The organism is Segeticoccus sp. (genome assembly GCF_035708005.1).
In genome coordinates this window covers 16,648-43,334 of sequence record NZ_DASSTI010000124.1, presented here as the reverse complement: position 1 = coordinate 43,334, position 26,687 = coordinate 16,648, and the positions used below count along the sequence as shown (strand labels likewise).

The window sequence follows — 26,687 nt, the reverse complement described above, 5'->3', positions numbered from 1 at the left end:
GTGGGATACCTCTCAGGCGCCTACGAGGTCAGCTGTCGGGTTCGGATGAGAGGTTCACCCGGCCTCGCCGACGCCTGGTGGCGCCGGTGCGGCTTCACCCCGAGGAACGTCGGATGACGTCCCACAAGTGGGTCCCCCGCTCCTGTCTGCGGTGTTCGCGCTGATCTCGTGCGTGGTGACAGGACTCGGCGAACCACGCGGAGAGCCGCCCCCGGGGTGGAGCAGCGGGCACAAAGGTACACACCACCAGCCCCCATGTCACGCAACGGTCACGAAAGAGCCAACAAATGGTCAAACGGACGGCCGCGGACCGCGTCGGCTGGCAGGCCGCGACCGGCTACGTCGTGCGGGGACCCGGCAGCGGCTCGCTGCCAGGGCTCCCCCTCCGCGACGCGCCCGTGGCCGCCCGACTATCGTGGACGCGCATACCCCCGCGGGGTAGGACCCGGGACACTGCAACCCGGACGCCATGACAGACGAGACCCAGCCGAAGGAGCCGAGGATGAGCACCACCACCTACCGCGTCGACGGGATGACGTGCGACCACTGCGCCCACGCCGTCAGCGACGAGCTCAAGGAGCTCCCGGGCGTGACCGATGTCCGCGTCGACCTCGTGGCCGGCGGCACCTCCTCGGTCGAGGTGACCAGCGACGCAGCGCTCAGTGAGGCGCAGGTCACCGGCGCCCTCGAGGAGGCCGGGGACTACCACCTCGCCGATCGCTGATCGACCGTCCCGGCGGGGCGGGACCGAGCTGACGGGATGCCGGACTGACAGGATCAGGGCGTGGGGCACGAGCACGGTCACGCCGCCGCCGCGGACGCACGCCGCGGGCCGTTGTGGGCTGCCCTGCTCCTCCTGCTCGCCTTCATGCTGGGCGAGGTCGCGGTCGCCTTCTGGTCCGGCTCGCTGGCACTACTGTCCGACGCCGGTCACATGCTGTCCGACGTCGGCGCGATCGGGGCCTCCCTGTGGGCCATGAGCCTGGCCGCCCGGCCGCCCGCGGGATCCTGGACCTTCGGCTGGAAGCGGGCCGAGATCCTGTCGGCGGCCGGCAACGGCCTGACCTTGGCGGTCGTGGCCGGTGTGCTCGCCGTCGAGGCCATTCGCCGGCTGGTCTCACCGACGCCGGTGCAGGGCGTGCCCGTCATCGTGGTGGCCGGAGTCGGCGTCGCCATCAACCTCGCCGCGACCTGGCTGCTCGCGCGGGCGAACCGCACCAGCCTCAACGTCGAGGGGGCCTACCAGCACATCGTCACCGACCTGTTCGGCTTCATCGGGACACTGCTCGCCGGGGTCGTCATCCTGGTCACCGGCTGGGTCCGCGCGGACCCGGTGGCGTCGCTGGTCGTCGTCGCCCTGATGCTGCGGGCCGCGTGGGGACTGCTGCGCGACTCCGGTCGGGTGCTGCTCGAGGCGGCGCCGCAGGACATCGCCCTCGAGGAGATCCGGGCCCACCTGTTGTCGACCGAGCACGTCCACAACGTCCACGACCTGCACGTGTGGACCGTGACCTCCGGGTTGCCGACGCTGTCGGTGCACGTGGTGGTCGACGACTCCTGCTTCACGGACGGCCACGCGCCGCAGCTGCTCGACTCGCTGCAGGAGTGCCTCGTCGGTCACTTCGACGTCGAGCACTCGACCTTCCAGCTGGAGCCGGCGAGCCATGCGCAGCACGAGAGCGGGATGCACTGACCGGCGGGGGTCAGATCTCCGCGGCGGAGCCGGCCGGCGGTGTCAGACCTCCGCGGCGAAGACGGCCGGCGGTGTCAGACCTCCGCGGCGAAGACGTGCATGGCCACCTCCGGGGGCAGTGAGACCCCGGCCACCCGTTCCCCGCCGTCCGGGACGATGATCGTGCGCCCGTCCTCGGTGCGCAGCTTCACCCGCTGACCGGGCAGCAACCCGGCGGCCGTGAGCAGCTCGAGCGCCTCCCGGTCGACCTGGGCAGGCTCCCCGATCCGGCGCACCACCACGGTGCTCTCGCCCGCCTCGGCGAGCTCGAGCAGGTTACGCACCCCGCTGCGGAACTCCTCGCCGGGCTTCTCGCCGAGCTCCTCCAACCCCGGGATGGGGTTGCCGTAGGGCGACTCGCGATGGTCGCCGAGCAGGTGCAGCAGCTTGCGCTCGACCCGCTCGCTCATGACGTGCTCCCAGCGGCACGCCTCGTCGTGGACGTACTCCCACTCCAGCCCGATCACCTCGACCAGCAGTAGCTCGGCGAGCCGGTGCTTGCGCATGACCCGCGTCGCGAGCAGGTTGCCGCGCTCGGTGAGCTCCAGGTGGCGGTCACCGCCCAGGGTGAGCAACCCGTCGCGCTCCATCCGGGCCACGGTCTGGGACACGGTCGGTCCGGAGTGGCCGAGCCGCTCGGCGATGCGGGCACGCAGCGGCGGGATGCCCTCCTCGCGCAGCTCGTAGATGGTGCGGAGGTACATCTCCGTCGTGTCGATCAGGTCACTCACGCCCCTACCCTCTCACTTGACGATCGCCTCGCGGCGCCGCCGCACAACCCCCGGGAGGCGAGGCCGCGTCGCCCCGGCCCCGCCCCCGGGCGCACTGGGCACCGGGCATACCGGCACACCGGGCATACCGGCACACTGTGCAGACTTGGCGCACCGGCACACTGGGCGCGTCGAGGGCGCTCGGGTGAGGAAGGCCACACCCGACGGGCGAGCAACCCGGAATGCCGCATAGATGGTTGATGTTTCAACGACACATGAGCGCTGACACATCGACCCAGAACACGGACCTGCAGGACTTCGAGGCCCAGTTCGCCGACCAGCTCGAGCTGGCTCCCGAGGCCCAGGACCTGCTGTTCCGCGAGGCCCGGACCGCCAACACGTTCACCGACGAGCCCGTCACCGACGAGCAGCTGCGTGCGGTCTACGACCTGGTCAAGTGGGCTCCCACGTCCATGAACATCCAGCCGCTGCGGATCGTGCTGGTCCGCTCCCCCGAGGCCCGCGAGCGCCTGGTCGCCCACATGGCCCCCGGCAACCAGCCGAAGACGTCCTCGGCCCCGCTGGTCGCGGTCCTCGCGGCGGACAACTCCTTCCACGACGAGATGGAGCGCACCTTCCCCATCCGCCCCGCGGCTCGGGACATCTTCGCCGACGACGACTTCCGGGGGTTCACCGCCCGGCTCAACGCCACCCTGCAGATCGCGTACTTCATCATCGGCGTGCGCGCCGCCGGCCTGGCCGCCGGTCCGATGACCGGCTTCGACGTCGACGCGGTGACCGCGGAGTTCTTCCCCGACGGCGAGCACCGTGCCCTCGCCGTGGTCAACATCGGCCACCCGGGCGAGAACGCCTGGATGGACCGGCTGCCGCGGCTCGCCTACGACGACGTCGTCACCACCGCCTGACCCCTCGGCATCGTTGTCGTCGATCGTTGTGCGGTCCTGACCGTCCCAGCGGCCAGAACCGCACAACGATTGCGCCAGCCCACGCCGGCGGTCGGCCAGCAAGACGCCCGTGCAAAGGCGTTGCGCGCGGGCGCGTGCGCGACATACCGTCGGGGCACACGAGAAGGGAGGTGGTCCGAAGAGTGATTGATCTACGGACGCGTGAGGTGGCTGCGCGCTAGCCCAGCCGTCGTACCGCTGGCCTCCTCCTCGGATGCCGGCCTTGGACGGAACGGGTGACGCCAATCCACCGCAGTCACCGCAGCCCGTGGGGGCGCACCTCGTCCAGTGCGCACTCGGACCGGTTCGCCGGCCGGAACCCACGGGCTGTTTCCATGCCCGGAACAGCCACCACCCGCTGCAGGGCCGCGCCCACGCGACAACTCAGCCGTGCGCCCGGCTCGCGCCTCAGCTCGACAGCGTCCGGGCCAGCAGGTCGACCGCCTCCTCGACCGCCCAGTCCATCGCCGGGCGACCGACGCCGAACTCGGTCCACGACCAGCCCGGGACGTCCTCGGAGTCACGCCACACGCCGGTCAGCGCGACCTGTTCCGTCTCCATCAGCGACACGACGCGTTCGGTGACCTCCTCGGCCGGCCGTTGCACGAACAGCCGGAACGCGTCGGTGTGCGGCACCTCCGGGAACGTGCGGAACCCCTTGTCGTGCAAGGCCGCTGCGATCTCGAGCGCGCGTTGGTGGTACTCCCCCATCCGCGGGAGCTCCTCGCGCAGCCCACGCAACGCCGTCACGGCATACGGCAGCATCGTCCACAACGTCCCGCCGTAGCGCCGGCGCCACAGCCGCAGCTCCTCGACCAGCTCGACCGGGCCGGCCACCACGGAACCACCGAGTCCGAGCAGTCCCTTGTAGAAGGAGACATAGACGCTGTCACCGACCGCAGCCACCTCGCGCACGTCGCGGCCGTAACCGGCCGCGGACTCCCAGATCCGGGCCCCGTCGAGGTGCAGCGGCACGTCGCGTTCCCGGCAGGCGATGCCGAGCTCGACCAGCTGCTCCCAGGTGGGCAACAGGTAGCCCGCGTCGCGCAGCGGCAGCTCGGTCAGCACCGTCCCGAGGCGCCCGGGGACCGCGGCCAGGTGCTCGGCCGTCGGCACGACCGGTCCGGAGGTCAGCAGCGCCCACTCGAAGCCGCCCAGCAACCGCGGGCCGTCCTCCTCGTGCAGCAGCAGGTGCGACAACGCCGGTATGCCGACCCGCCGGCTCCCGCGCCCCTCGCACCACACGCGCAGCGTCGCCTGCTGCGCCATGGTGCCGCTCGGGAACATCACGGCGGCCGGCTTGCCGAGGAGCGCGGCGACCCGCCCCTCGAGCACCGCCACCGGCCCGTCCTCGCCGTAGCGGTCCCACTCCCGGCAGCCGGAGGCCTCGAGCTCGTCGGTCACCGAACGGAACTCGTCCACCGGGGACACGGGGAAGCGGCCGGCGAGCACGCGCCGGACGTGCGGCAGCGCCGCCTTCCGGCGCTGCGCCAACGCGGGGGTCGAGGCGGCTGAGCTGGTTTCCGGGCTCGTGGCTGGGCTCGTGTCGGGGCTCTCGTCTGGGCCTGGTTCGGGACTCGTTTCCGGGCTGGTGTCGGGCACGGACCGCATCCTGCCGCATCTCCCAGCGCAGTGTCGGTGGTCGGTGCCACGCTCGGCAGATGAGCAACACAGCGCCGATCAGCTACTCCCCCACGTGGGCCGGCGACGACCGGGTGGCGCCGCCGCTGGCGGGTGGCGAGCGGGAGACACTGGTCGCCTGCCTCGACCACGCGCGGCGCACGTTCGAGCTGAAGTGCCTCGGCCTGACCGCCGAACAGCTCTCGACGAAGGCGGTCCCTCCGTCGGCGCTGAGCCTGCACGGGCTCGTGCGCCATCTCGCCGGGGTGGAGCGGTGGTGGTTCCGCATCCAGTTCGCCGGCGAGGAGCTGCCGCTGCTGCACTACACCGACGACAACCCGGACAGCGACTTCGAGGACCTCGACGGCGACCCCGAGCTCGCGCTGCAGCTCTGGCGCGAGGAGTGCACCGTCTCCCGCGGCATCGTCGCCGCCGCCACCTCCCTCGACCAGACCGGCACGAGGCGCCGCGACGGTGCGGCCTTCTCGCTGCGCTGGCTGCTGTGCCACCACCTGGAGGAGTACGCCCGGCACAACGGCCACGCCGACCTGCTCCGTGAACGGCTCGACGGCCGAACCGGCGCCTGAGCCGGCCGCCTCGAGCACGGGACGCGGCCTCGAATCGCCGGTGCCGGGGACCCGATGAGTTTCCGCCCACGGCCGGGTCAACCCCGGCAGCACGAGCCTCACCCACACACCAAGGAGCACCGATGAGCACTGACACCACGGGCGCACAGGCCGCTGCACAGCCGACCGGCAGCCCGATCCGCGTCCTTCCCGGCACCCCCTGCTGGATCGACCTGTTCACCTCCGACCCGGACAAGAGCACGGAGTTCTACGGCCAGCTCTTCGGCTGGACAGCCGGGAGCCCCAGCGAGGAGTTCGGCGGCTATTTCATGTTCTTCCACCAGGACCGACCGGTCGCCGGCGGGATGCGCAACGACGGCAGGAGCGGGCAGGGCGACCTCTGGCAGATCTATCTCGCGACCCCGGACATCGGTCGGACGTTGGCCGCCACCACCGAGCACGGTGGGGTGGTGCACGTCGACCAGATGGCGGTCGCCGACCTCGGCTCGATGGGGATGCTCACCGACGCCGGCGGCTCGTGGGTCGGTGCCTGGCAGGCCGACACCTTCCCCGGTTTCGCCGTCCGCGACGAGCCGGGGTCACCCGGCTGGTTCGAGCTGCACACCCGCGACTACGAGAAGGTTGTTGCCTTCTACCGGGACGTGTTCGGTTGGGATCCGGCGACGATGAGTGACACGCCGGAGTTCCGCTACACCACCCTCGGCACCGAGGAGAGCCGCGGCGGCTCGCAGGGTGCCGGGATCATGGACGTCAGCCGCTTCCCCGAGGACCCGTTCGCGACGATGTGGAGCATCTACTTCGTCGTGGCTGACGCCGACGCGGCCGCCGCGAAGGTGACCGAGCTCGGTGGGCAGGTGATCCAGGGAGTGGACGAGACGCCGTTCGGCCGGCTGGTCACCTGCGTCGATCCCACCGGGGCCCGGTTCAAGCTGGTGCAGAACCCGACCGAGGGCGGCTGATCCTCGGGAAGTCCCGAGATCGGCGGGAAGGTCCCGAGATCGGCGGGAAAGTCCCGAGATCGGCGGGGAAGTCCCGAGATCGAGGGAGTGAGCACGAGTCAGGGCTGCCGACGGCTGACCGTCCACGCCGCAGGCGTGTCCAGGTCACCGCCGGCGACCCGACGGAAGACGAGCCGGTCATGCAGCCGGTTGCGCCGGCCGGCCCAGAACTCCACCTCGTCGCAGTCGATCCGGTAGCCACCCCAGAAGTCGGGGACCGGCACGTCGGCCACGTTGCCGGTGTCCGGGAAGCGCGCGGCATACTCCACGTAGGCGGACTCGAGGGCTGCCCGGCCGTCGACGGGCTGGGACTGGCGCGAGGCCCAGGCGCTGATCCGCGAGCCCCACGGCCGGTGCCCGAAGTAGGTGGTCACCTCCGCGCGCTCGAGCGGTGCGGCGGTGCCGCGGAAGCGGATCGCACGGAACATCGACGGCCAGGTGAGCGAGGCGGCGACGGCCGGGTTGACGGCGAGCTGACGGGCCTTGTTGGACTCCAGGTTGGTGACGAAGCCCGGCCCGGAGGGGTCGAAGAAGCGCATCAGGACCGTCCGCACGTCGGGCCGACCCTTCGCGTCCACGGTCGCGACCGAGATCGCGGTGGGCTCGGGCACGTCGCCGCGCTCGGCGGCCCGGGCCAGCGCGTCCTCCACCCAGCGTTGCGCCTGCTGCCAGGGCGTCGGGGCGAGCTCGCCCTCGTCCAGCCCCTCACTCTCGTACTCGCGCCGGGTCGCCCTCATGGGCCCGAGCGTAGGGTGGGACGCGCCCCGATCGAGCAGGAGGTCTGATGCCCGGCACTGGCAAGGCGCTGGCGACCATGGTCCGGCTGGGCATGCGCTACGGCCCGGTCGCCTACGAGGCGGTCAAGCACGGCAAGGACCCCGCGCGGGCGATCGCCGGCCGCACGTTCGCCAAGGCCAACGCCCGGCGGCAGGGTCTGTTGCACGCCGCCAGCGTCGTCGACGGGTCCACGATGCGGGTCTTCCGCGGGGACGCCCAGATCTGGGTGGTGTTCAGCGGCAACACCCCGATCGGCACCCACCCGCACGTCGACGTGCCGATGGAGCAGCTGCTCGCGCACGCCGACCTGACCCAGCGGATCCGCCCGGGCGAGCAGCAGCGCCGGAGGCTGAAGCGGCTCAGGTCCCGGCACCGCCACCTGGAGTCGCGATGAGCAACCTGGAGACCCGTCCCGCCGAGGTGCGGTGCCAGCGCGGCGGTGAGCTGGAAGCCGGCGAGGGCGGCCCGACCCCCGCTGCCGTCGCAGCGCCCGAGCGGCCCGCGGTGCAGGTGCTGACCTCTCGCGAGGTGCCCCTCGGCGGCCCGCGCGCCATGCGCGTGCACCGCACGCTGCCGCAGCGGCAGCGCTCGCTGATCGGGGCGTGGTGCTTCGCCGACCACTACGGACCCGACGACGTGTCCGTGACCGGGGGCATGGACGTGCCGCCGCACCCGCACACCGGGCTGCAGACGGTGAGCTGGCTGTTCAGCGGGGAGATCGAGCACCGCGACAGCCTCGGCACGGTGGCCCGCGTCCGGCCCGGCGAGCTCAACCTGATGACCGCCGGGCACGGCATCTGCCACTCGGAGGTCTCCACCTCGGACACCACGGTCCTGCACGGTGCCCAGCTGTGGGTGGCGTTGCCGGAGTCGGACCGCGACACGGCGCGCGACTTCGCGCACTACGAGCCCCCGGCGGTGCCGCTCGACGGCGGGGTCGCCCGTGTCTTCCTCGGGGACCTCGCCGGGCACTCCTCGCCGGTGCCGACGTTCACGCCGCTGCTCGGTGCCGAGCTGACGGTCGACCCGGGCGCCGAGCTGCGGGTCGAGGTGGACCCCGGTTTCGAGCACGGGGTGCTCGTCGACACGGGTGCGGTGACGCTCGAGGGCGTCTCCCTCACCCGCACCCAGATCGGCTACCACCCGCCGGGCACGAGCCGGCTGCAGCTGCGCAACGCCGGTGCGGATCCCGCCCGGGTGCTGCTGCTCGGCGGCGAGCCCTTCCCCGAGCAGATCATCATGTGGTGGAACCTCGTCGGCCGCAGCCACGAGGACATCGTGACGGCCCGCCGGGAGTGGGAGGACCACTCCGAGCGCTTCGGCGAGGTGCCGGGATACGTCGGGCACACCGGTCGGCTGCCCGCCCCGCCCCTGCCGAACGCCCGGCTGCGACCGCGCGTCCAGCCCTGAGCCGCGCGACAATCGGGGCGAGCGCCACGCGTGAGGGCCGCCCCGGGCACCCGCTCGCGGGCGGGCAAGGACCGGAGTCACCGGACGAAGGAGGACCCATGGCGGACGAGGACGTGCTGCGCCGTGTCGAGGAGCTCGTGGACCAGGAGCACCGACTGCGCCAGCAGGCGGCCGCGGGACAGCGACCCACCGCGGAGGAGCAGGCTGATCTCCAGCGGCTGGAGGCCGCGCTCGACCAGTGCTGGGACCTGCTGCGCCGCCGCCGAGCGGCCCGCGACGCCCACGAGGACCCCGAGTCACTGACCGCGCGCCCGACCGAGGAGGTCGAGGGCTACCTGCAGTAGCCGCTCCGCGCGGCCTCACGGCGTCGGGTGCCGTGCGTCGTAGCGCAGGAAGCCCCGCTGCCACGCGGCCAACGCACCCACGGCCAGCACGCAGAGCACCCCACCGGCCGTCGCGGCGACTGCCTCGCTGTATGCCGTCGCGCCGGTTCCCGCGACCAGGTCGCCCAGCCGCGGACCGCCGGCGACGACGACGATGAACACGCCCTGCAGCCGGCCGCGCAGGTGGTCGGGCGTGGCCGCCTGCAGGATGGTCGACCGGAAGACTGCGCTGACCGAGTCGGCCGCCCCCGCGCCCGCGAGGCAGACCAGCCCGAGCCCCATCGCCGCGGTGCGGCTGAGTCCGTGGCCGGCGAGGGCGATGGCGGTCCCGAAGCCCGCGATCGACACACCCCAGAGGGCCACCGACGCCACGACGGCGCTGCCCTGGCGGCGGAGGTGGCCCAGCGGGCCGGACACCCCCATCGCGACGATGGCGCCGACCGCCACGGCGGCCGACAGGTAGCCCACGGTCGCCGCTCCGCCGCCGAAGGCCAGCGCGGCCACCGCCGGGAACAGCGCCCGCGGCTGGGCGAGGATCATCGCGCAGAAGTCGGACAGGAAGGTCATCCGCACGTTGGGGCGCGTGCTCAGGAAGCGCAGCCCGTCCAGCACGCTGGACAGCCCGGGCCGCCGCCGCGGCACGCCGGCGTCGGCGGTGGGGTCGACCTCCGGTGGGATGGGGGGCAGCTTGAGCAGCCCCCAGATCGCGAAGGTGAACAGGCCGGCGTCCACGGCGTAGGCGACCACATAGCCGTGCCACTCCACCAACAGCCCGGCCAGCAGCGGCCCGGCCGTCATCGCGATGTTCATCGCGGCCACGTTCAGGGCGTTCGCCGCCGGCAACAGGCCGTGGTCGAGCAGCCGCGGGTAGATGGCCGAGCGCGCCGGGCTGACCACCGCGAACCCGGCGTTGTAGACCGCGACCAGGACGTAGAGCACCCACGGGTTGGCGTTGTGCAGGGCCGCCTGCACCGTGTTGAGCACGGAGACGGCCCACAGCACGCACCCGGCCAGCAGCGCGACCCGGCGCCGGTCGTGGGCGTCCACCAGCGCCCCGCCGTAGAGCCCCATGACGATGATCGGGACGAGCGCGAACAGGCCGACCAGGCCGACCGCGAAGCTGGACCCGGTGATCGCGTAGACCTGCAGGCCGATGGCCACGGTCGCCAGCTGTGCTCCCACGCCACTGAGCGCGAATCCCGACCAGAGACGCCGGTATGCCGGGTTCACCCGTAGCGGGGTCACGTCCAGGAGGAGGGGCACGGCGGTCAGCGTAGGGTGAGCCCACCGACACGCAGTCCACAACCTGGCAGGGGAACCGAATGGCGGGAGCGGGTGACGCCGTGAACGAGGCCCTGGACGCGGACGGGTCCCGCTTCGTGCCGGGGCTCGACGGCGTGGTCGCCTTCGAGACCGAGGTCGCCGAACCGGACCGGGCCGGTGGCGCGTTGCGCTACCGGGGCGTCGACCTGGACGACCTGGTCGGGCGGGTCTCGTTCGGCAGCGTGTGGGGGCTGCTCGTCGACAACGACCTGGGCCGGGGGCTGCCGCCGGCGGAGCCGTTCCCGCTGCCGGTGCACACCGGCGACGTGCGGGTCGACGTGCAGAGCGCCCTGGCGCTGCTCGCCCCGGTGTGGGGCTTCCGTCCGCTGCTCGACATCGACGGGGCCGAGGCGCGCGACGACCTCGCCCGGGCCTCGGTGATGGCGCTGTCCTTCATCGCCCAGTCCGCGCGGGGCCAGGAGGTGCCGATGGTGCCCGAACGGGTCGTGGACCAGGCGGACACCATCGTGGAGCGGTTCATGATCCGGTGGCGCGGCGAGCCGGACCCGCGGCACGTGGAGGCCGTGGACGCCTACTGGACGGCGGTGGCCGAGCACGGGATCAGCCCCTCGACCTTCACTGCCCGGGTCATCGCCTCCACCGGCACCGACGTGGCCGCCTGCCTGTCCGGCGCGGTCGGCGCGATGAGCGGCCCGCTCGACGGCGGCGCCCCCTCCCGGGTGCTGCACATGATCGAGGCCGTCGAGGAGTCCGGCGACGCCGTGGCCTACGTGCGCGAGGCGCTCGACGACGGCGACCGCCTGATGGGCTTCGGCCACCCGGTCTATCGCGCGGAGGACCCCCGTGCCCGCGTGCTGCGAGCCACCTGCGAACGGCTCGGGGCGCCGCGCTACGAGGTCGCCAAGGCGCTCGAGCAGGCGGCGCTGTCGGCCCTGCGCGAGCGCCGGTCGGACAAGGTGATTTCCACGAACGTGGAGTTCTGGGCTGCCGTGCTGCTCGACTTCGCCGAGGTACCGGCGGCGATCTTCACCCCGATGTTCATCTGCGGGCGGACCGCCGGGTGGTCGGCGCACATCCTCGAGCAGCAGCGCGTCGGCAAGATGGTGCGCCCCCGGGCCCGCTACGTCGGGGAGCCGCCGCGCGCACCCGAGCAGGTGGCCGGGTGGGAGCCCGCGTGATCGGGCGGCCGTCCACGACCCGGATCGGCCCGCTGCGCCCCTCCGCCCGCGTGCCACACTCGCCGCATGGCGGTGCCCGAGATCACCATCCCCACGGAGTTGTTGCCGGCGGACGGACGGTTCGGCAGCGGACCGAGCCGGGTCCGCCCGGCCCAGGTGGAGCGGCTCTCCGCCATCGCCCGCTCCGTGCTGGGCACCTCCCACCGGCAGGCCCCCGTCCGCGGCCTCGTCGCTGAGGTCCGGCGCGGGCTCGCCGAGCTGCTGCAGCTGCCGGAGGGCTATGAGGTGGTCCTCGGCGTCGGCGGCTCGACCGCCTTCTGGGACGTCGCCGCGTTCGGCCTGGTGCGCGACCGGGCTCAGCACCTTTCCTTCGGGGAGTTCTCCCGCAAGTTCGCCGCCGTCACGGACCGGGCACCGTTCCTCGGTGACTCGATGATCGTCACGGCCGACCCCGGGTCGGTGCCGACGCCACGGGCGCACGACGGGATCGACGTCTATGCGTGGCCGCAGAACGAGACCTCCACGGGTGCCTGTGCCCCGGTGCACCGCGTCCCCGGCGCCGACGACGACGCCCTGGTCGTCGTGGACGCGACCTCGGCGGCGGGCGGGATGGACGTGGACCTGCGGGCCTGCGACGTCTATTACTTCGCGCCGCAGAAGTGCTTCGCCTCCGACGGCGGGCTGTGGTTGGCGGTGCTCTCGCCCGCGGCCGTCGAGCGCGCCGAGCGGATTGCGCGCGACCGGTGGATCCCCGACTTCCTCAGCCTGACCGCCGCCATCGAGAACTCGCGCAAGGACCAGACCCTCAACACTCCGGCCATCGCGACCCTGGCCATGCTCGCCGACCAGGTGCAGTGGCTGCTCGAGCAGGGCGGACTCGCCTGGGCGGTGGCGCGCACCGCGGACAGCGCCGGTCGCCTCTACGACTGGGCGGAGCGCACCGACTACGCCTCGCCGTTCGTGGCCAACCCGCAGCACCGTTCCCCGGTCGTCGGCACCGTGGACTTCGCCGAGGAGGTGGACGCCGCGGCGGTGGCGAGCGCCCTGCGGGCAAGCGGCATCGTCGACACCGAGCCCTACCGCAAGCTCGGCCGCAACCAGCTGCGCGTCGGCCTCTACCCCGCGGTCGAGCCGGAGGACGTCAGCGCCCTGACCCGCTGCATCGACCACGTGGTTGACTCGCTCGGGTGACCCACACGAACTCTCCCGGCACCGGACAGACCACCGCCAACCTGACGCACGAGGAAGCACGCACCCGGGCGGCTCGCCTCGACGTGCAGGCCTACCGGGTGGAGCTCGACCTCAGCTCCGCTGCCGACCCAGCGGCGCTGACCTTCCCGTCGACGACGACCATCGAGTTCACCGCCGACTGCGCCGAGACCTTCCTCGACTTCCTCGCCACGTCGGTGCACTCCGTGGTGCTCAACGGCGAACCCCTCGACACCGCAACGTGTTTCGACGGCCACCGCGTCGCCTTGGCGGGGCTGCGCCAACAGAACGTCGTCACGGTCGCGGGCGAGGCGGCATACAGCAGGACGGGGCAGGGACTGCACCGGTTCCTCGACCCGGTGGACGGCAACACCTACCTCTACACGCACTTCGAGCCGGCCGACGCCCGGCGCGTGTTCGCCGACTTCGAGCAGCCGGACCTCAAGGCGCCGTTCACGTTCGTGGTGACCGCACCGAGCGGGTGGGAGGTGCGTTCCAACTCGCCTGCCGCTTCGACGGCTACTGAAGGGGCAGTCACGACAACGGTGTTCGCGCCCACGTTGCCGCTGCCGACCTACCTGACAGCGGTCGTGGCCGGCCCCTACCACCGCGCGGAGGACGAGTGGAGGGCACCGGGCGGGGCCCTCACGGTGCCGCTGGTGGCCCTGTGCCGGCAGTCGCTGGCCGAGCACCTGGACAGCGACCGGATCTTCACGGTCACCAAGCAGGGGATGGACTTCTACCACCGGGAGTTCGGCTACCCCTACCCGTGGATGACGTACGACCAGGCCTTCGTGCCGGAATACAACATCGGCGCCATGGAGAACCCGGGGTGCGTGACGTTCACCGAGCACTACCTCTTCCGCTCGGCGGCCACCGCGGCGCAGTACGAGGGCCGCGCCAACACGATCCTGCACGAGATGGCGCACATGTGGTTCGGCGACCTGGTCACCATGCGGTGGTGGAACGACCTGTGGCTCAAGGAGTCCTTCGCCGACTACATGGGCACGCACGTCAACGCCGCCGCCACCGAGCACACCGACGCCTGGACCAGCTTCGCCAGCAAGCGCAAGGCGTGGGCCTACCTGCAGGACCAGCTGCCCACCACCCACCCGATCGTCGCCACCATCGACGACCTCGAGGCGGCCCGGCAGAACTTCGACGGGATCACCTACGCCAAGGGCGCGTCCGTGCTCAAGCAGCTGGTGGCCTACGTCGGGCAGGACGCCTTCTTCGCCGGGTCGCGCAGCTACTTCCAGCAGCACGCGTTCGGCAACACCACGCTGGCCGACCTGCTCGCGGAGCTGTCCGGGGCCTCCGGACGGGACCTCGCGGCCTGGTCGCGGGTGTGGCTCGAGACGGCCGGGGTCTGCACCCTCACGCCGCGGCTGTCGCTGGCGCCCGACGGGACGATCGACCGGCTCGTGGTCGAGCGCTCGGCGGCGGACCCGACCACCGGTGACCCGGTGTCGCGCCCGCACCGCCTGGCCGTGGGGCTCTACGCCCTGCAGGACACGCGACTGGTGCGCACCGAGCGGATCGAGCTCGACCTCCACGAGGACGTCACCGCCGTCGCCGAGGCCGCGGGGAAGCCGGCCCCGGACCTGGTGCTCGTCAACGACGACGACCTCACGTATGCCGTCGTGCGGCTGGACGAGCGCTCGCTCGCGACCGTGGAGCGGCACCTCGGCTCGCTGGAGGAGCCGTTGTCGCGCGCGGTGGTCTGGTCCGCGCTGTGGAACGCCTGTCGCGACGGGGTGCTGCGCGCCCAGGACTACCTGCGGATCGTCGGCGCGCAGGCCCCGCGCGAGAGCCACGTGGCGCTGCTGCGGGACACCCTCGCCAACGCCCGCACCTGCATCCGTCGCTACCTGCCTGCCGCGCAGCGGCACCGGGCGCTCAACGACCTCATCCGCATGGCGTGGACGGAGGTGCTGCGCGAGCCCGGCTCCGGGCGACAGCTCACGTGGGCGCGTGCGCTGGCCTCGCTGACGGCGGTGCTGCCCGAGGGCGGTTCCCGGCTCCGCGGGGTGCTGGACGGGACCGACACGGTCAAGGGCCTCGCCCTCGACACCGACCTGCGGTGGGCGATGTGGCGCGCGCTCGCCGCCGCCGGCGAGGCGACCGAGGCCGATCTGGACACCGAACTGCAGCGGGACAACACCGCCTCCGGGGCCATCGAGCACCTCGCTGCGGTCACCAGCCGGCCGGACGCCGAGGTACAGGCGGCGGCCTGGCGCTCCCTGGTCGACGACGACCACCTCACCAATGAGCAGGTGGACGCCACCATCGCCGGGTTCAGCCAGCCCACGCACGCCGAACTCGCCCAGCGGTATGCCGAGCAGTACTTCGACGTGATCGCGCGCCTCTGGGCCACGCGGCCCATCGAGATCGCCAGCCGTCTCGTCGTCGGTCTCTTCCCGACCTGGCAGGACCTGCAGGAGGGCCAGGACCCGGACGCCCACCCGATGCTGCGGCGTGCCCAGCAGTGGCTGGACGACCACCCGGACGCCCCGGCCGCCCTGCGCCGGCTCGTGATCGAACAGCAGGACCAGGTGCGCCGGGCGCTGCACGCGCAGGCCGTGGCACTCTCCTGAGCAGGTCGCCGCGCCTGCCGACCATCCCGAAAAGCGTTGGTCCGGGCGGGCGCGTCCTGCGAGGATCGGCGGCGTGCCACAGACCACCACCCCGCACCCGGAGGTCCTGACGACCCTGACGGTCCTCGAGCGCTACTACGACGCCGCTCCGCGACCGCTGGCCACGACCGAGGAGGTCGGGCCGTTCACGCTCTTCGTGCGCCGCGACCCGGCCGGGTGGCCCTACTACGCCCGGCCCAGGCTCGGGCTCGCCGAGCCGGTCGGCGCCGCCGACGTGCGCCGGCTCCTGGACCGGGAACGGGAGCTCGGGGTGCCGCGCGCCCTGGAGTGGGTGCAGCAGACGACGCCCACCCTCCTGGCTGCCGCCCGCGACGCCGGGATGTCCGTCGAGGAGTGCCCGCTGCTCGTGCTGCCCGGCGCCGGAACCCCTCCCGGCTGGGTCGACACCCGGCCGGTGACGACGATGACGCCGCCCGGCCTCGAGCTGCGGGTCCTCGACGCCGACGACCCCGACCTCGGTCGCGTCGCCGCCGCCGTGCACGCCGGGTTCGGCGGCACCGATGAGGTGGCCGCACCGGACGCCGGCAACCAGCCCGAGCAGCTCCGGCGTGGTCTGCTCCGGGTCGTCGGCGCGTTCCTCGACGGGCAGGTGGTCGGCGGCGGCAGCCACGGCCCGCGCCGGGACACCACCGAGCTCGCCGGGATCGCGGTGCTTCCGCGGGCGCGGCGGCTCGGCATCGGCGGGGCCGTCACGGCGGCGCTGGTCGCGGACGCGCAAGCGCACGGCATACGGCAGGTGTTCCTGTCCGCGCAGGACGACGCGGTGGCCCGGGTCTACGAGCGCGTCGGCTTCCGCCGGGTCGGCACCGCCTGCGTCGCGGAGCTGCCGCCAACCGGCTGAGGGCCCCTCGACCGGACCCGCGCAGCCGGTCGGCGTCGCGTGCGGGTCAGTGGCGCACGAGGCTGCCGACGACGGCCGCGCCGACGAGCACGACCAGCGCGACGACCACGATCCAGCGGCGGAAGCGAGGGGTCATCAGGCCGCCCGCTGGGGAACCGGCTCGGTGACCTGGCCCTTGGTGAGCACGAACCGCGGGAGTCCGTGCCCCGCCAATCCGTCGCGCACCAACCGCACGTGGACATTCTCGCTGCGCACGAGGTAGGCCGCCGCACCGACCACGGACACGGCCACGGCGAAGGTGCCGATGAGGATGGTCCAGCGGGCGCCGAAGGCGTCGCCGATCCAGCCGATCACCGGGGCGCCGATCGGCGTGCCGCCCATGAAGATCGCCATGTAGAGCGCCATCACGCGGCCGCGCATCGCCGGGTCGACTCCGAGCTGCACCATCGAGTTGGCGCTGGTGAGCACCGTGATCGAGAACAGACCCGTCGGGACGAGGAAGATCGCGAACATCCAGTACGACGGCGCGGTGGCGGCGACCAGCGTGGCGATCGCGAACCCGGACAGGGCGATCAGCAGGATCCGCAGCCGGGGGTGGGCCCGTCGTGCGGCGAGCAGGGCACCGGCGAGCGAGCCGATGGCCATGATCGAGCCGAGCAGGCCGTACTCCCCCGCGCCCTTGTGGAAGACCTGGGTGGCCATCAGCGCCGTCGTGAGCTGGAAGTTCATCCCGAACGTCCCGAGCATGAAGACCAGCACCATGATGAGGATGATGTCCGGCCGGTTCTTCACGTAGCGGGCACCCTCCCGGATCGAACCGCGACCGGCCGTCCGCGGCGCGGGCCGCAGCTCGGAGGTGCGCATGCGCCACAGGGCGAGGAGCACCGCGACGAAGCTCAGCGTGTTGACGAAGAACGACGGGCCGGTGCCGACCGCGGCGATCACCAGGCCCGCGACGCCGGGACCGATGAGCCGGGCGGCGTTGAAGGAGGCGCTGTTCAGGCTCACGGCGTTGCTCAGCGACTCGCGCGGCACCATCTCGGAGACGAAGGTCTGCCGGCCCGGGTTGTCGACGGCGGTCGCCACGCCCTGCAGGAAGGCCAGCGCGAAGATGTGCCACAGCTGCACGACGCCGGTGATGATCAGCAGACCGGTCAGCAGCGAGGTGACCGCGAGGGCGCTCTGCGTGATGAACAGGATGCGCCGCTTGGGGAACCGGTCGGTGATCGCACCGGCCCAGGGCGCGAGCAGCACCAGCGGCAGGAACTGCAGCGCCGTCACCGTGCCGAGGTCGGTCGAGGAGTGGTGGGTCAGGTCGGTGAGGACCAGCCAGTCCTGCGACACCCGGCCCATCCAGGTGCCGATGTTGGAGACGAGGGCGCCGGTCCAGTAGAGGCGGTAGTTGTAGATCGAGAGCGAGCGGAAGGTCGGACTCACTCGTTCGCCACCCTCTCCAGGATCGCGCTGGCGCGGGAGAGCACCTCGCGTTCCTCAGAGGTGAGGTTCTTGATGCGGGTCGCCATCCACTGGTCGCGGTGGCGACGGATCTCACGGAGGGTCCGCTTGCCGTCCTCGGTCAGCGACAGGATCACCTGGCGGCCGTCGTCCGGGTCGTCGGCCCGCGAGACGAGGCCGAGGTCCACCAGACCGGCAACGGTGCGGGTCATGCTCGGCGCGCTCACCCGCTCGATCTCGGCGAGCTCACGCGGGGTGCAGGGGATCTTCTCCAGCCGGGACAGGACGCTGAACTGGTTCGGCGCGACGATGTTGGTGCTCTCGAAGCGGACCCGGCGGCTGATCCGCATGCACGAGAGGCGCAGCTCCGCGGCGAGCTGGGCAGTGGTCAGGGTGCGGGGGCGTGACTCGGTGGTGGACGACGATGAGGTGGGCGTGGTGGCTCCTTCCGGGACGTCATTAGCATAACTCATTAGTTGTGCTAACTATTCCGGAAGGTCGAAAGCGGGGCCTCTCCCATGCGCGCGGCCGCCCGGGCGCGGCCACCCGGGCGCCAGCGGGCGCCGCCGCCGGGGAACCGCCGCGGCAGCGGGTCAGCTCACGCCGAAGAGCGACTTGATCGGGTCGATCGCGAAGTAGACCACGAACAGCGCCGACACGACCCACATCAGCGGGTGCACCTGAGCAGCCTTGCCGCGCACCAGCTTGATGATGGTGTAGACCACGAAGCCGGCGCCGATGCCGGCCGTGATCGAGTAGGTCAGCGGCATGAAGACGACCGTGAGGAACGCCGGGATGGCGATCTCGATGTCGTCCCAGCTGATGCCCTTGACCTGCTGCATCATCAGGAACCCGACGAACACCAGCGCCGGGGTGGCGGCCTCGTGGGGCACGACCTTGACCAGCGGCGCGAGGAAGGTCGCGAGCAGGAAGAGCACCCCGGTCACGACCGAGGCCAGTCCGGTGCGGGCGCCGGCACCGACGCCCGAGGCGGACTCGATGTAGGAGGTGTTGCTGCTCACCCCGGCGGCACCGCCTGCGGCAGCGGCGAGCGAGTCGACGACGAGGATGCGCTGCGTGCTCGGCGGGTTGCCGTCCTTGTCGAGCAGCCCGGCCTCACCGCCGATCGCCACCATCGTGCCCATGGTGTCGAAGAAGTCGGCGAGCAGCAGGGTGAAGACGAGCAGGACGGTGGCGATGACGCCGATCCGCGTGAACGAGCCGAGCAACGAGAAGTGGCCCAGCAGCGAGAAGTCGGGGGTGGCCAGCCACTGGTGCGGGACGGTCGGCACGTTGAGCTGCCAGCCGTGCGGGTTGTCCTTCGACAGCGCGCCGATGTGGAACAGCGACTGGAAGATGATGCCGAGGACCGTGCCGCCGACGATCCCGTAGAGCAGGGAGCCGTTGATCTTGCGGGAGTGCATCGCGACGATGCCGACGAACACGATGACGAACAGCAGGATCGGCCACCCGTCGAGCGAGCCGTCCAGACCGAGCTGGACCGGCACGGGACCGACCGCCGGCTTGGTGATGACCCCGGCGTCGACGAGCCCGACGAGGGTGATGAACAAGCCGATCCCGACGCTGATGGCGGTCTTCAGCTGGGCCGGGATCGCCCGGAAGACCGCGGTGCGGAAGCCGGTCAGGACCAGCACGAGGATGATCAGGCCCTCCAGCACGATCAGCCCCATGGCGTCGGCCCACGTCATGTGCGGAAGGGTGGCGATGCCGGTGGCCACGAAGACGTTGAGTCCCAACCCGGTCGCGAGCGCCAGCGGGTAGTTCGCGACGACGCCCATGAGGATCGTCATGATCCCGGCGACCAGCGCGGTCGCCGCGGCGATCTTGGCGGCGTTGCCGTCCTGGCTGCCGCCGAGGAAGGCGCCGGTACTGTCCGGGTTGTTGCCGATGAGGATCGGGTTGAGGACGACGATGTAGGCCATGGTGGCGAACGTCACCAACCCGCCTCGGACCTCACGGGCTACGGTGGAGCCGCGCTGCGTGATCTTGAAGAACCGGTCGAGGCCCCCTTGGGACACAGGGGTGCGCTCGCGAAGAGCGGTGGAGGGCATGACCTCTAGGGTATGCCGAGATCGCCCGTTTCCGGGAATCCGTCCGGTGGGCAGCCGTCCCCGGCTCGCTAGGCTGGGCCCGTGAACGAGCAGCCGGGTGGGGCGGATCGGGGAGAAGGCCGGACCGAGCTGGCACCGTTGAAGGTCAACAGCCTCCGGATCGTGGAGGCCGGTATGGCGGTGTGGCTGGTGGCGCTCGTCGTCAGCCTGGCGCTGCCCTCCCTGCACGCCGGTGCCCGCTCGTGGTGGCCGTGGTGCTGTGTGGCGGGTCTGGGCATCGGGGTCTTCGGCTGGGTCTACATCCGTCGCGGACGCGGCAACGCACGGGACGCCTGACGGCGCAACGCTCCTCGGCGTCCGGCGCTGATCCCTGCTGGCGCAAGGGCGTTCGGCGCTACTCGTCCTCGGGGTCGGCCGACCGCACCACGACCACACCCTCGACGGCGCCGAGCTGCTCGACCAGCCGCTCCGGTTCGTGGCCGCCGTCGAGGCGAATCTGCACGCTGACCAGCGAGTCGGCGTGTTCGGAGTCGGTGGGGCGGCGGGTGGACAGCTCGGCGACGATCCAGCCCTGCTCGGTGCAGATCTCGAGGATCCGGCGCAGCAGGCCGCGGCCCTCCTCGTAGGTGATGGTCAGCTCGCGCTGCCGGTGTGCGGCGCCCGGCAGGTGCCGCGCGAGTGGCCGCAGCCCGAAGACGACCCCGAAGAAGCCGGCAGTGGTGACGGCCGCGAGCACCGGCAGCCCGGCACCTGCGGCCATGCCCACCGCCGTGGTCAGCCACACCGACGCCGCCGTGGTCAGGCCACGCACCGCGTCGCGCCGCACGAAGATCAGGCCGCCGCCGATGAACCCGATGCCGGACACGATGCCGGCGGCCACGCGCGAGGGGTCCAGGCGCACCTGCGGCCCGAGCACGTCGGTGAAGCCGTACTTCGAGACGAGGACGAAGAGGGCGGAGGCGAACCCGATCAGCGCGTGGGTGCGCAGCCCGGCGCTCTTGCCACGCAGCTCTCGCTCGAGGCCGATCGCTGCGGACAGCACCAGCGCCAGGGCCAACTCGGCGACCTGGACCCACCCCTCCCCCAGGGGCTCCCCGAACGCGGCGAGCAGAGCCAGGGTGCCTCACTCCTCTCCACGACGTCGCGGACGGCTCACCTAGACCAGGACGTCGACCGCCAACTCATCGAGGACCGGCTGCTCGGCCGGTGTGGGCTCGGGCTTCTCGATGTCCACCTCGCTGTGTGCGCCGCAGCCGTGGTCAAGGCTCACGACGCGACCGTCGGAGGGAGACCACGCGTTGGCGCACACGCCGAAAAAAGAGCGCAGTGCACCTGCCATCGGGACGAAGAAGCCGCACGTCGCGCAGGGGGCGGGCGCCTGCTGGGCGACCGGGGCCTGGGGGCCGTTGTCACCGTCGTACCAGCGCTGGGCGGCGTCCTCGCGCCCTTCGGCGGACAGCACGCGGGGCCGGCCCAGCCCGAGCTCCCACTGCGCCATCTGGTCGACGTCCTCGTCGCCGGTGGCCTCGAACCCGGGCTCCAGGCGCGGGTCGTCCTCCACGAAGGGGGTGACGTCGCCGGCGCCGATGTCACCGGGAGCCAGGCGCTCGGCATACGGCACCCACTCGGGGGCGACGAGGGCACCCTCGCCGGGCACGAGGTTGGTCTCGCAGACGGTGGCCTTGCGCGCCCGCGGCGCGCGGGCGAGCGTGATGGCCCAGCGCCAGCCCGGGTAGGCGGTGGCGGTGCAGGCGAAGTAGTGCGTGGCGAGCCGTTCGGCGTTCATCTCGGCGCCGAGGTGCTCCCCGACGGTCCCCGGCTCGGCGATGCCCTCGGCGGCCTCGCGGGCGAGCTCGACGGCGGCGAACAGGGTGGCGTCGTCCTTGCTGGTCGGCATCGGCGTCAGGCACCTGCCTCGAACTGGTCCGCGACGGCCCGCAGGCTCTTGGCGAGCGCACCGGAGCGCTTGCGGTCGGGGTAGCGACCCCGCCGCAGCTGGTTGGAGGCGTCGTCGAGCAGCTTGATCACGTCCTCGACGACGACCGCCATCTCGTCGGCCGGCTTGCGGTTCTTGGCGGCGACCCCGCGGGCCACGGACGGCACCGGGTCCAGCAGGTGCACCGAGAGCGCCTGCGCACCGCGCCGCCCCTCGATGATCCCGAACTCGACCCGCGTGCCGCTGCGCACGGACTCCACGCCCTCGGGCAGCGCCTTGGCCGGCAGGTACACGTCACCGCCGTCGTCGTCCGTGATGAAGCCGAACTTGCGCTCGGCGTCGTAGAACCTGACCTTGCCTGTCGGCACAGCCCACCTCTTGCTCGTCCATGCGTGTGGAGGACCCCCGCGGGCTGCGGGGCTCCTCGCCAGTCGGTCTCAACGGTCGTTCAGGGGAGAGCGCATCGTGCGGTGCATGGCGCCCGTCCCCCCAGCCTAACCGGTCACACGGCCACGTAACTCCCGGTCGCGTGCCACTCCCGCAGCCAGCCGGGGAACTCCCGCAGGCCGTCGAGGATGACGTCCGCACCCGCCCGCTCCAGCGTCGCCTTGTCGTTGGGCCCGGTGAGCACGGCGACGGCCGTGGCGTCCGCGGCCCGTGCGGCCTGCACGTCCCCGACGTGGTCGCCGACGTAGACGGCGGCACAGTGCCTGCGCAGGACGGTGGCCTTGCCGTCGGCGAACAGGCCGCCCTGGACGTCCTCCGCCACCAGCCCGACCTGGTCGAGCACCGCCTGCACCGCCTCGGTGACCTTCGCGCTGACGACGATGACGTGCCCGCCGAGGTCGTGGATGGCCTCCAGCGACTCCCGGGCACCGGGCAGCAGCGTGGTGACCGGGACCGCGCTGCGGAGGTACTCGCGGCGGTAGTCGGCGCAGGCCCGGTCGAGGCCCTCCCCGCTGATGTAGCGGCCCAGCGTCTGCTCCAAGGGCTCGCCGATGTGCGGCCACAGCTGGTGGTCGTCGACCGTGACGCCCTGGTCGCGCAGCGCTGCGCGCATGGTCGCCACGATGCCCTCGCGGGAGTCGACGAGCGTCATGTCGAGGTCGAAGCCGATGGTGAACCGCACATCTTCACGGTAGCCGTCAGCAGGCCGGGTGTCCGCGCGCGTCAACCGGATCGTGATCTGGCAGGTTGGACCCCGTGGACACCGACGCCGTGCTGCAACTGCTCAAGGACACCGCCGAGGCCGTGATCAACCCTCGCTTCCAGGCCCTGTCCAAGGACCAGGTCGAGGAGAAGCACCCGGGCGACCTCGTCACCGTCGCCGACCGGGAGTCCGAGGAGCTGCTCACCAAGGCCCTGCTCGCCGACGACCCGGACGCCCTGGTGGTGGGTGAGGAGGCGGTCGACCAGGACCCCTCCATCCTCGACGCGCTCGACGGCGCCGACCACGCGTGGACCGTCGACCCGGTGGACGGCACGAAGAACTTCGTGGCCGGCTCCCCCGACCACGCCGTGATGGTTGCCGAGCTGCGCAGCGGACAGGTGGTCCGCGGCTGGATCTGGCAGCCGCAGCACGAGCAGGCCTACGTCGCCGAGCGCGGCGCCGGGGCCGAGTGCAACGGGGTCCGGATCAGCCGGCCGCTGCCGGCAGGTGAGCCCGGGCAGCTGCGTGGCGCGACGTCATACCGCAAGCTGTGGGGCGCGCAGATCGGGCAGCTGGAGCCGCTGGGCCCGACGCACCTGTGCTGCGGGATCGACTACGGCCGGCTCGCGTCGGGGCTGGTGGACTTCCTCGTCTACCGCCGGGCGAAGCCGTGGGACCACGCGCCCGGCTCGCTCATCGCCACCGAGAGCGGGGGGCGGGTGGGCCGAGCGGACGGCTCGGACTACGACCCGCGCACCCGGCAGCACGGGCTGCTCGCGGCCGGCAGCTCCGCCGCCTTCGCGACGGCACTGCGACAGATGGGGCGCTCCTTCACCGAGCTGTGAGCCGTTTTCGACCCGGCCGGCCCGGGTAAGCGAGGTGCCTGCTGTCGATCTTTCGCTGTCGACCCGAAGGGATGAGCAGATGTCCGAGCGGAACACGATCCTGCGCAGCATCCACGACCTGAGCCTGGCCACCTGGCTCGGTGGCGACCTCATGGGGGCGGTGGGGTTGAACGGCGCGGTGGCCCAGGCCAAGGATCCGACGGAGCGGCTACGGCTGTCCTCGGTGGGCTGGGGTCGCTGGACGCCCGTGGCTGCCGCGGCGATCACCCTCAACGCCGCCTCCGGGCTCGGGCTGGTCCTCGGCAACAAGAGCCGGCTCGCGGTGCAGCAGGAGGCACGCTGGAACACCGTCGCCAAGGCCAGCCTGAGCGCGGTCGCCGCCGGGCTGAGCATCTACCGTGGGCAGCTCGCCAAGAAGATCGGGCGGATGAGCCACGAGGGCGCGCCGGGCGTCACCGAGCCGGGACCCACCACCTCGCCGGAGCTGGCGCGTGCCCAGCGCCACCTCAAGATCTACCAGTGGCTGACCCCGGCGCTGCTCGGCGCGATCGTCGTCCTCGGCTCCCAGCAGGGCGAGCAGCAGCGCGCCGTGGCCGGGCTCCTCGGCCACCGGCTGAACCTGCTCGGCACGGGAGCCGCCGGGGCCGCGGTCTCCCAGGCGCTCAAGCACCCCGGCGTCACGGCGAAGGCGGGGATGACGGCCGGCATGAAGGCCGGCGCCACCGCCGCCAAGCACCCCGGCGCGGTCGTCAAGCCGCTGGTGACCGCGGCGCAGCACCCCGGTGCCACGATGCAGGCCGCCAAGATCCTGTAGGCGATTCTCTAGGCCGCGGCGGATGGGTCAGCCGGACAGCGCCTCGGCCGCGGCCCGGACCCGCTGGCGCCACCACTCCTGGCGGTCCGGCGGCGCCTCCCAGCGCCGCACCAGGTCCTCCTCCGGTATGACGTCCCGCACCGGGACGGCCCCCCGCTCGGGGAGCAGCGAGGCTGCGGTGACGTCGCCGGCCATGAGGTGCAGGGTGCCCAGGCCGCACGCGTGCGGCAGGTCGGGCAGGGCCGCGGCGAGCGCCACGCCGGCGCGCAGCCCCACCGACGTGTCGATCGCGCTCGACACCACCGCCGGCAGCCCGCACTCCTCGACCACCCGCAGCGCGGCGCGCACCCCGCCGAGCGGGGCCACCTTCACCACGATGAGGTCGGCGGCCTCGAGCTGCACCACGCGCAGCGGGTCGGCGGCCTTGCGGATCGACTCGTCGGCGGCCACGGGCACGTCGGTGCCGGCCCGTGCCAAGGCCTGCCGCAGCTCGGCCAGCTCCTCCACACTGGCGCAGGGCTGCTCGGCGTACTCCAGCTCGTAGGCCGCCAGCTTGCCGAGGGCCTCGACCGCCTGGTCCACCGACCAGCCGCCATTGGCGTCGACCCGGATCCGCGCACCGCGGCCGAGGACCTCCCGCACGGCCGCCACCCGCGACAGGTCGTCGGCCAGCCCCGGGACGTCGGCGCCGCCATCCCCCGTGAGCCCACGCTCGGCGACCTTGACCTTGACACTGGTGCACCCGGCATACCGGGAGAGCAGGTCGGGGACGGCGGACGCGGGGACGGCGGGCACGGTGGCGTTGACCGGGACCGAGCCACGGACGGGCTCGGGCCAGCCGTGCCAGGCGGCCTCCACCGCGGCGGCCAGCCAGCGGGACGACTCGGCGGGGCCGTACTCGAGGAAGGGGCCGAACTCACCCCAGCCGACCGGGCCGCGGACCAGCGCCACCTCGCGGGTGTCGATCCCACGGAAGCGCACCCGCATCGGGATCTGGACCACCCGCAGACCGGCCAGCAGCTCATCCAGCGGAGCCAGCTCGCCAGCGGGACACGGGCTGGGGTGGGGGGCGGACGGCATACGCCTATCCTCGCGGACGTGAGCACTCCCGCCGACGCTGCCGGTCCCGTCAGAAACGTCTCGGAGACCTTCGACCCGGACGCCTGGGAGGAGGTGCCCGGGTTCGAGTTCACCGACATCACCTACCACCGGTGCGTGCTGCCCGGGCGTGAGCGCGGGACGGTACGGGTGGCGTTCGACCGGCCGGAGGTGCGCAACGCGTTCCGGCCCCACACGGTCGACGAGCTCTACCGGGCGCTCGACCACGCGCGGATGACACCCGACGTGGGCTGCGTGCTGCTGACCGGTAACGGGCCGAGCCCGAAGGACGGCGGGTGGGCGTTCTGCTCCGGCGGGGACCAGCGCATCCGGGGGCGGAGCGGCTACCAGTACGCCAGTGGGGAGGGCGCCGACTCGGTCGACACCGCGCGGGTCAAGGCCGAGGGCGGACGGCTGCACATCCTGGAGGTGCAGCGGCTGATCCGGACCATGCCCAAGGTGGTCGTCGCGGTCGTCGGCGGGTGGGCCGCCGGCGGCGGGCACTCGCTGCACGTGGTGTGCGACCTGACGATCGCCAGCCGGGAGCACGCGCGGTTCAAGCAGACCGACGCCGACGTGGGGTCCTTCGACGCGGGGTACGGCTCGGCCTACCTGGCCAAGATGGTCGGGCAGAAGCGGGCGCGGGAGATCTTCTTCCTCGGGCGGACCTACGACGCCGAGGAGATGCACCGGATGGGTGCGGTCAACCTCGTCGCCGACCACGCTTCGCTCGAGGCCGAGGCGTTGCGGATGGCGGCCGAGGTCAACGGCAAGAGCCCCACCGCGCAGCGGATGCTGAAGTTCGCGTTCAACCTCACCGACGACGGGCTCATGGGCCAGCAGGTGTTCGCCGGCGAGGCCACCCGGCTCGCGTACATGACCGACGAGGCGGTCGAGGGGCGGGACTCCTTCCTCCAGCGTCGCGAGCCGGACTGGAGCCCGTTCCCCTGGTACTTCTGAGGCGAG

At 72.3% G+C, this 26,687-nt stretch carries 28 protein-coding genes and 1 riboswitch; of the genes, 16 read left to right on the top strand and 12 right to left on the bottom strand.

The window, feature by feature from the left end; translation table 11 throughout:
* Window positions 1-4: 4 nt before the first annotated feature.
* A riboswitch (cyclic di-AMP (ydaO/yuaA leader) is annotated at window positions 5-170 on the bottom strand.
* 332 nt (window positions 171-502) lie between these two features.
* Window positions 503-724, top strand: coding sequence for a heavy-metal-associated domain-containing protein (locus VFL99_RS12345; protein ID WP_325106663.1), 222 nt, complete (start codon window positions 503-505; stop codon window positions 722-724).
* Window positions 725-784: 60 nt separating this feature from the next.
* Window positions 785-1,693, top strand: coding sequence for a cation diffusion facilitator family transporter (locus tag VFL99_RS12340; RefSeq protein ID WP_325106662.1), 909 nt, complete (start codon window positions 785-787; stop codon window positions 1,691-1,693).
* 74 nt (window positions 1,694-1,767) lie between these two features.
* On the opposite strand, the gene VFL99_RS12335 is transcribed toward VFL99_RS12340, so the two are convergent.
* Window positions 1,768-2,463 (bottom strand): metal-dependent transcriptional regulator, encoded by a 696-nt coding sequence (locus VFL99_RS12335; protein ID WP_325106661.1) that lies wholly within the window; start codon window positions 2,461-2,463, stop codon window positions 1,768-1,770.
* A gap of 254 nt (window positions 2,464-2,717) precedes the next feature.
* On the opposite strand from VFL99_RS12335, the gene VFL99_RS12330 reads away from it, so the two are divergent.
* Complete coding sequence (locus tag VFL99_RS12330; RefSeq protein ID WP_325106660.1) at window positions 2,718-3,368, top strand: malonic semialdehyde reductase; 651 nt, start codon at window positions 2,718-2,720, stop codon at window positions 3,366-3,368.
* A gap of 447 nt (window positions 3,369-3,815) precedes the next feature.
* Here the strand turns inward: VFL99_RS12330 and VFL99_RS12325 are convergent, their stop codons facing one another.
* Entirely contained in the window at window positions 3,816-4,901 is a 1,086-nt protein-coding gene (locus VFL99_RS12325) for a threonine aldolase family protein (protein ID WP_325106659.1), read from the bottom strand.
* Window positions 4,902-5,068: 167 nt separating this feature from the next.
* Between VFL99_RS12325 and VFL99_RS12320 the strand changes: the two genes are divergently transcribed.
* Together VFL99_RS12320 and VFL99_RS12315 are read left to right on the top strand one after the other, a co-directional pair.
* The gene (locus tag VFL99_RS12320) at window positions 5,069-5,614 is read left to right on the top strand and encodes a DinB family protein (protein ID WP_325106658.1); all 546 of its coding nucleotides are present in this window, start codon (window positions 5,069-5,071) and stop codon (window positions 5,612-5,614) included.
* A 122-nt stretch (window positions 5,615-5,736) separates the two neighbouring features.
* A complete protein-coding gene (locus tag VFL99_RS12315) occupies window positions 5,737-6,573 on the top strand; it encodes a VOC family protein (RefSeq protein ID WP_325106657.1) in 837 nt (278 codons plus the stop codon).
* Between the two features lie 98 nt (window positions 6,574-6,671).
* Here the strand turns inward: VFL99_RS12315 and pdxH are convergent, their stop codons facing one another.
* Window positions 6,672-7,349: a pyridoxamine 5'-phosphate oxidase gene (pdxH, locus tag VFL99_RS12310; RefSeq protein WP_325106656.1), complete on the bottom strand. Its 678-nt coding sequence runs from the start codon at window positions 7,347-7,349 to the stop codon at window positions 6,672-6,674.
* Window positions 7,350-7,396: 47 nt separating this feature from the next.
* Here pdxH and VFL99_RS12305 point away from each other — a divergent pair, with 47 nt between their 5' ends.
* The 3 genes from VFL99_RS12305 to VFL99_RS12295 all read left to right on the top strand — a co-directional run bounded on the left by VFL99_RS12305 (window position 7,397) and on the right by VFL99_RS12295 (window position 9,143).
* The gene (locus VFL99_RS12305; RefSeq protein ID WP_325106655.1) at window positions 7,397-7,783 is read left to right on the top strand and encodes a hypothetical protein; all 387 of its coding nucleotides are present in this window, start codon (window positions 7,397-7,399) and stop codon (window positions 7,781-7,783) included.
* Complete coding sequence (locus tag VFL99_RS12300) at window positions 7,780-8,799, top strand: pirin family protein (RefSeq protein ID WP_325106654.1); 1,020 nt, start codon at window positions 7,780-7,782, stop codon at window positions 8,797-8,799. Before VFL99_RS12305 ends, VFL99_RS12300 begins: the two co-directional genes overlap by 4 nt.
* Window positions 8,800-8,897: 98 nt before the next feature.
* Window positions 8,898-9,143, top strand: coding sequence for a DUF2630 family protein (locus VFL99_RS12295; protein ID WP_325106653.1), 246 nt, complete (start codon window positions 8,898-8,900; stop codon window positions 9,141-9,143).
* Window positions 9,144-9,158: 15 nt separating this feature from the next.
* On the opposite strand, the gene VFL99_RS12290 is transcribed toward VFL99_RS12295, so the two are convergent.
* The gene (locus VFL99_RS12290) at window positions 9,159-10,445 is read right to left on the bottom strand and encodes an MFS transporter (RefSeq protein WP_325106652.1); all 1,287 of its coding nucleotides are present in this window, start codon (window positions 10,443-10,445) and stop codon (window positions 9,159-9,161) included.
* Window positions 10,446-10,525: 80 nt separating this feature from the next.
* Between VFL99_RS12290 and VFL99_RS12285 the strand changes: the two genes are divergently transcribed.
* The 4 genes from VFL99_RS12285 (at window position 10,526) to VFL99_RS12270 (ending at window position 16,351) form a co-directional block, all read left to right on the top strand.
* Window positions 10,526-11,644 carry a citrate synthase 2 gene (locus VFL99_RS12285; RefSeq protein ID WP_325106651.1) on the top strand — a complete coding sequence of 373 codons (1,119 nt, stop codon included), beginning with the start codon at window positions 10,526-10,528 and terminating at the stop codon, window positions 11,642-11,644.
* A 66-nt stretch (window positions 11,645-11,710) separates the two neighbouring features.
* Window positions 11,711-12,835, top strand: a complete 1,125-nt coding sequence (gene serC, locus VFL99_RS12280) for a phosphoserine transaminase (RefSeq protein WP_325106650.1) — start codon at window positions 11,711-11,713, stop codon at window positions 12,833-12,835.
* Window positions 12,832-15,450 (top strand): aminopeptidase N, encoded by a 2,619-nt coding sequence (gene pepN / locus VFL99_RS12275; RefSeq protein ID WP_325106649.1) that lies wholly within the window; start codon window positions 12,832-12,834, stop codon window positions 15,448-15,450. Before serC ends, pepN begins: the two co-directional genes overlap by 4 nt.
* A gap of 73 nt (window positions 15,451-15,523) precedes the next feature.
* Window positions 15,524-16,351 carry a GNAT family N-acetyltransferase gene (locus VFL99_RS12270; RefSeq protein WP_325106648.1) on the top strand — a complete coding sequence of 276 codons (828 nt, stop codon included), beginning with the start codon at window positions 15,524-15,526 and terminating at the stop codon, window positions 16,349-16,351.
* A gap of 135 nt (window positions 16,352-16,486) precedes the next feature.
* Here the strand turns inward: VFL99_RS12270 and VFL99_RS12265 are convergent, their stop codons facing one another.
* The 3 genes from VFL99_RS12265 to VFL99_RS12255 form a co-directional block, all read right to left on the bottom strand.
* Entirely contained in the window at window positions 16,487-17,788 is a 1,302-nt protein-coding gene (locus VFL99_RS12265) for an MFS transporter (protein ID WP_325106647.1), read from the bottom strand.
* Window positions 17,785-18,279: a MarR family winged helix-turn-helix transcriptional regulator gene (locus tag VFL99_RS12260; protein WP_325106646.1), complete on the bottom strand. Its 495-nt coding sequence runs from the start codon at window positions 18,277-18,279 to the stop codon at window positions 17,785-17,787. The genes VFL99_RS12265 and VFL99_RS12260 overlap by 4 nt, the downstream gene beginning before the upstream one ends.
* A 120-nt stretch (window positions 18,280-18,399) precedes the next feature.
* Window positions 18,400-19,878 (bottom strand): NCS2 family permease, encoded by a 1,479-nt coding sequence (locus VFL99_RS12255; protein ID WP_325106645.1) that lies wholly within the window; start codon window positions 19,876-19,878, stop codon window positions 18,400-18,402.
* Window positions 19,879-19,959: 81 nt separating this feature from the next.
* On the opposite strand from VFL99_RS12255, the gene VFL99_RS12250 reads away from it, so the two are divergent.
* The gene (locus tag VFL99_RS12250; protein ID WP_325106644.1) at window positions 19,960-20,214 is read left to right on the top strand and encodes a DUF2530 domain-containing protein; all 255 of its coding nucleotides are present in this window, start codon (window positions 19,960-19,962) and stop codon (window positions 20,212-20,214) included.
* Between the two features lie 58 nt (window positions 20,215-20,272).
* Here the strand turns inward: VFL99_RS12250 and VFL99_RS12245 are convergent, their stop codons facing one another.
* The 4 genes from VFL99_RS12245 to VFL99_RS12230 form a co-directional block, all read right to left on the bottom strand.
* Entirely contained in the window at window positions 20,273-20,935 is a 663-nt protein-coding gene (locus VFL99_RS12245; RefSeq protein ID WP_325106643.1) for an MgtC/SapB family protein, read from the bottom strand.
* A gap of 99 nt (window positions 20,936-21,034) precedes the next feature.
* Complete coding sequence (locus VFL99_RS12240; RefSeq protein WP_325106642.1) at window positions 21,035-21,775, bottom strand: DUF3027 domain-containing protein; 741 nt, start codon at window positions 21,773-21,775, stop codon at window positions 21,035-21,037.
* 5 nt (window positions 21,776-21,780) lie between these two features.
* A complete protein-coding gene (locus VFL99_RS12235) occupies window positions 21,781-22,182 on the bottom strand; it encodes a cold-shock protein (protein WP_325106641.1) in 402 nt (133 codons plus the stop codon).
* A 134-nt stretch (window positions 22,183-22,316) separates the two neighbouring features.
* On the bottom strand, window positions 22,317-22,943 hold the full coding sequence (locus VFL99_RS12230; protein ID WP_325106640.1) for an HAD family hydrolase: 627 nt from the start codon (window positions 22,941-22,943) through the stop codon (window positions 22,317-22,319).
* 74 nt (window positions 22,944-23,017) lie between these two features.
* On the opposite strand from VFL99_RS12230, the gene VFL99_RS12225 reads away from it, so the two are divergent.
* Both VFL99_RS12225 and VFL99_RS12220 read left to right on the top strand, forming a co-directional pair.
* Entirely contained in the window at window positions 23,018-23,809 is a 792-nt protein-coding gene (locus VFL99_RS12225; protein ID WP_325106639.1) for an inositol monophosphatase family protein, read from the top strand.
* Between the two features lie 79 nt (window positions 23,810-23,888).
* Window positions 23,889-24,623 (top strand): hypothetical protein, encoded by a 735-nt coding sequence (locus tag VFL99_RS12220; RefSeq protein ID WP_325106638.1) that lies wholly within the window; start codon window positions 23,889-23,891, stop codon window positions 24,621-24,623.
* A 27-nt stretch (window positions 24,624-24,650) separates the two neighbouring features.
* Here the strand turns inward: VFL99_RS12220 and VFL99_RS12215 are convergent, their stop codons facing one another.
* Window positions 24,651-25,703 carry an o-succinylbenzoate synthase gene (locus VFL99_RS12215; RefSeq protein WP_325106637.1) on the bottom strand — a complete coding sequence of 351 codons (1,053 nt, stop codon included), beginning with the start codon at window positions 25,701-25,703 and terminating at the stop codon, window positions 24,651-24,653.
* An 18-nt stretch (window positions 25,704-25,721) separates the two neighbouring features.
* On the opposite strand from VFL99_RS12215, the gene VFL99_RS12210 reads away from it, so the two are divergent.
* Window positions 25,722-26,681, top strand: coding sequence for a 1,4-dihydroxy-2-naphthoyl-CoA synthase (locus VFL99_RS12210; RefSeq protein ID WP_325106636.1), 960 nt, complete (start codon window positions 25,722-25,724; stop codon window positions 26,679-26,681).
* The last annotated feature ends 6 nt before the right edge of the window (window positions 26,682-26,687 follow it).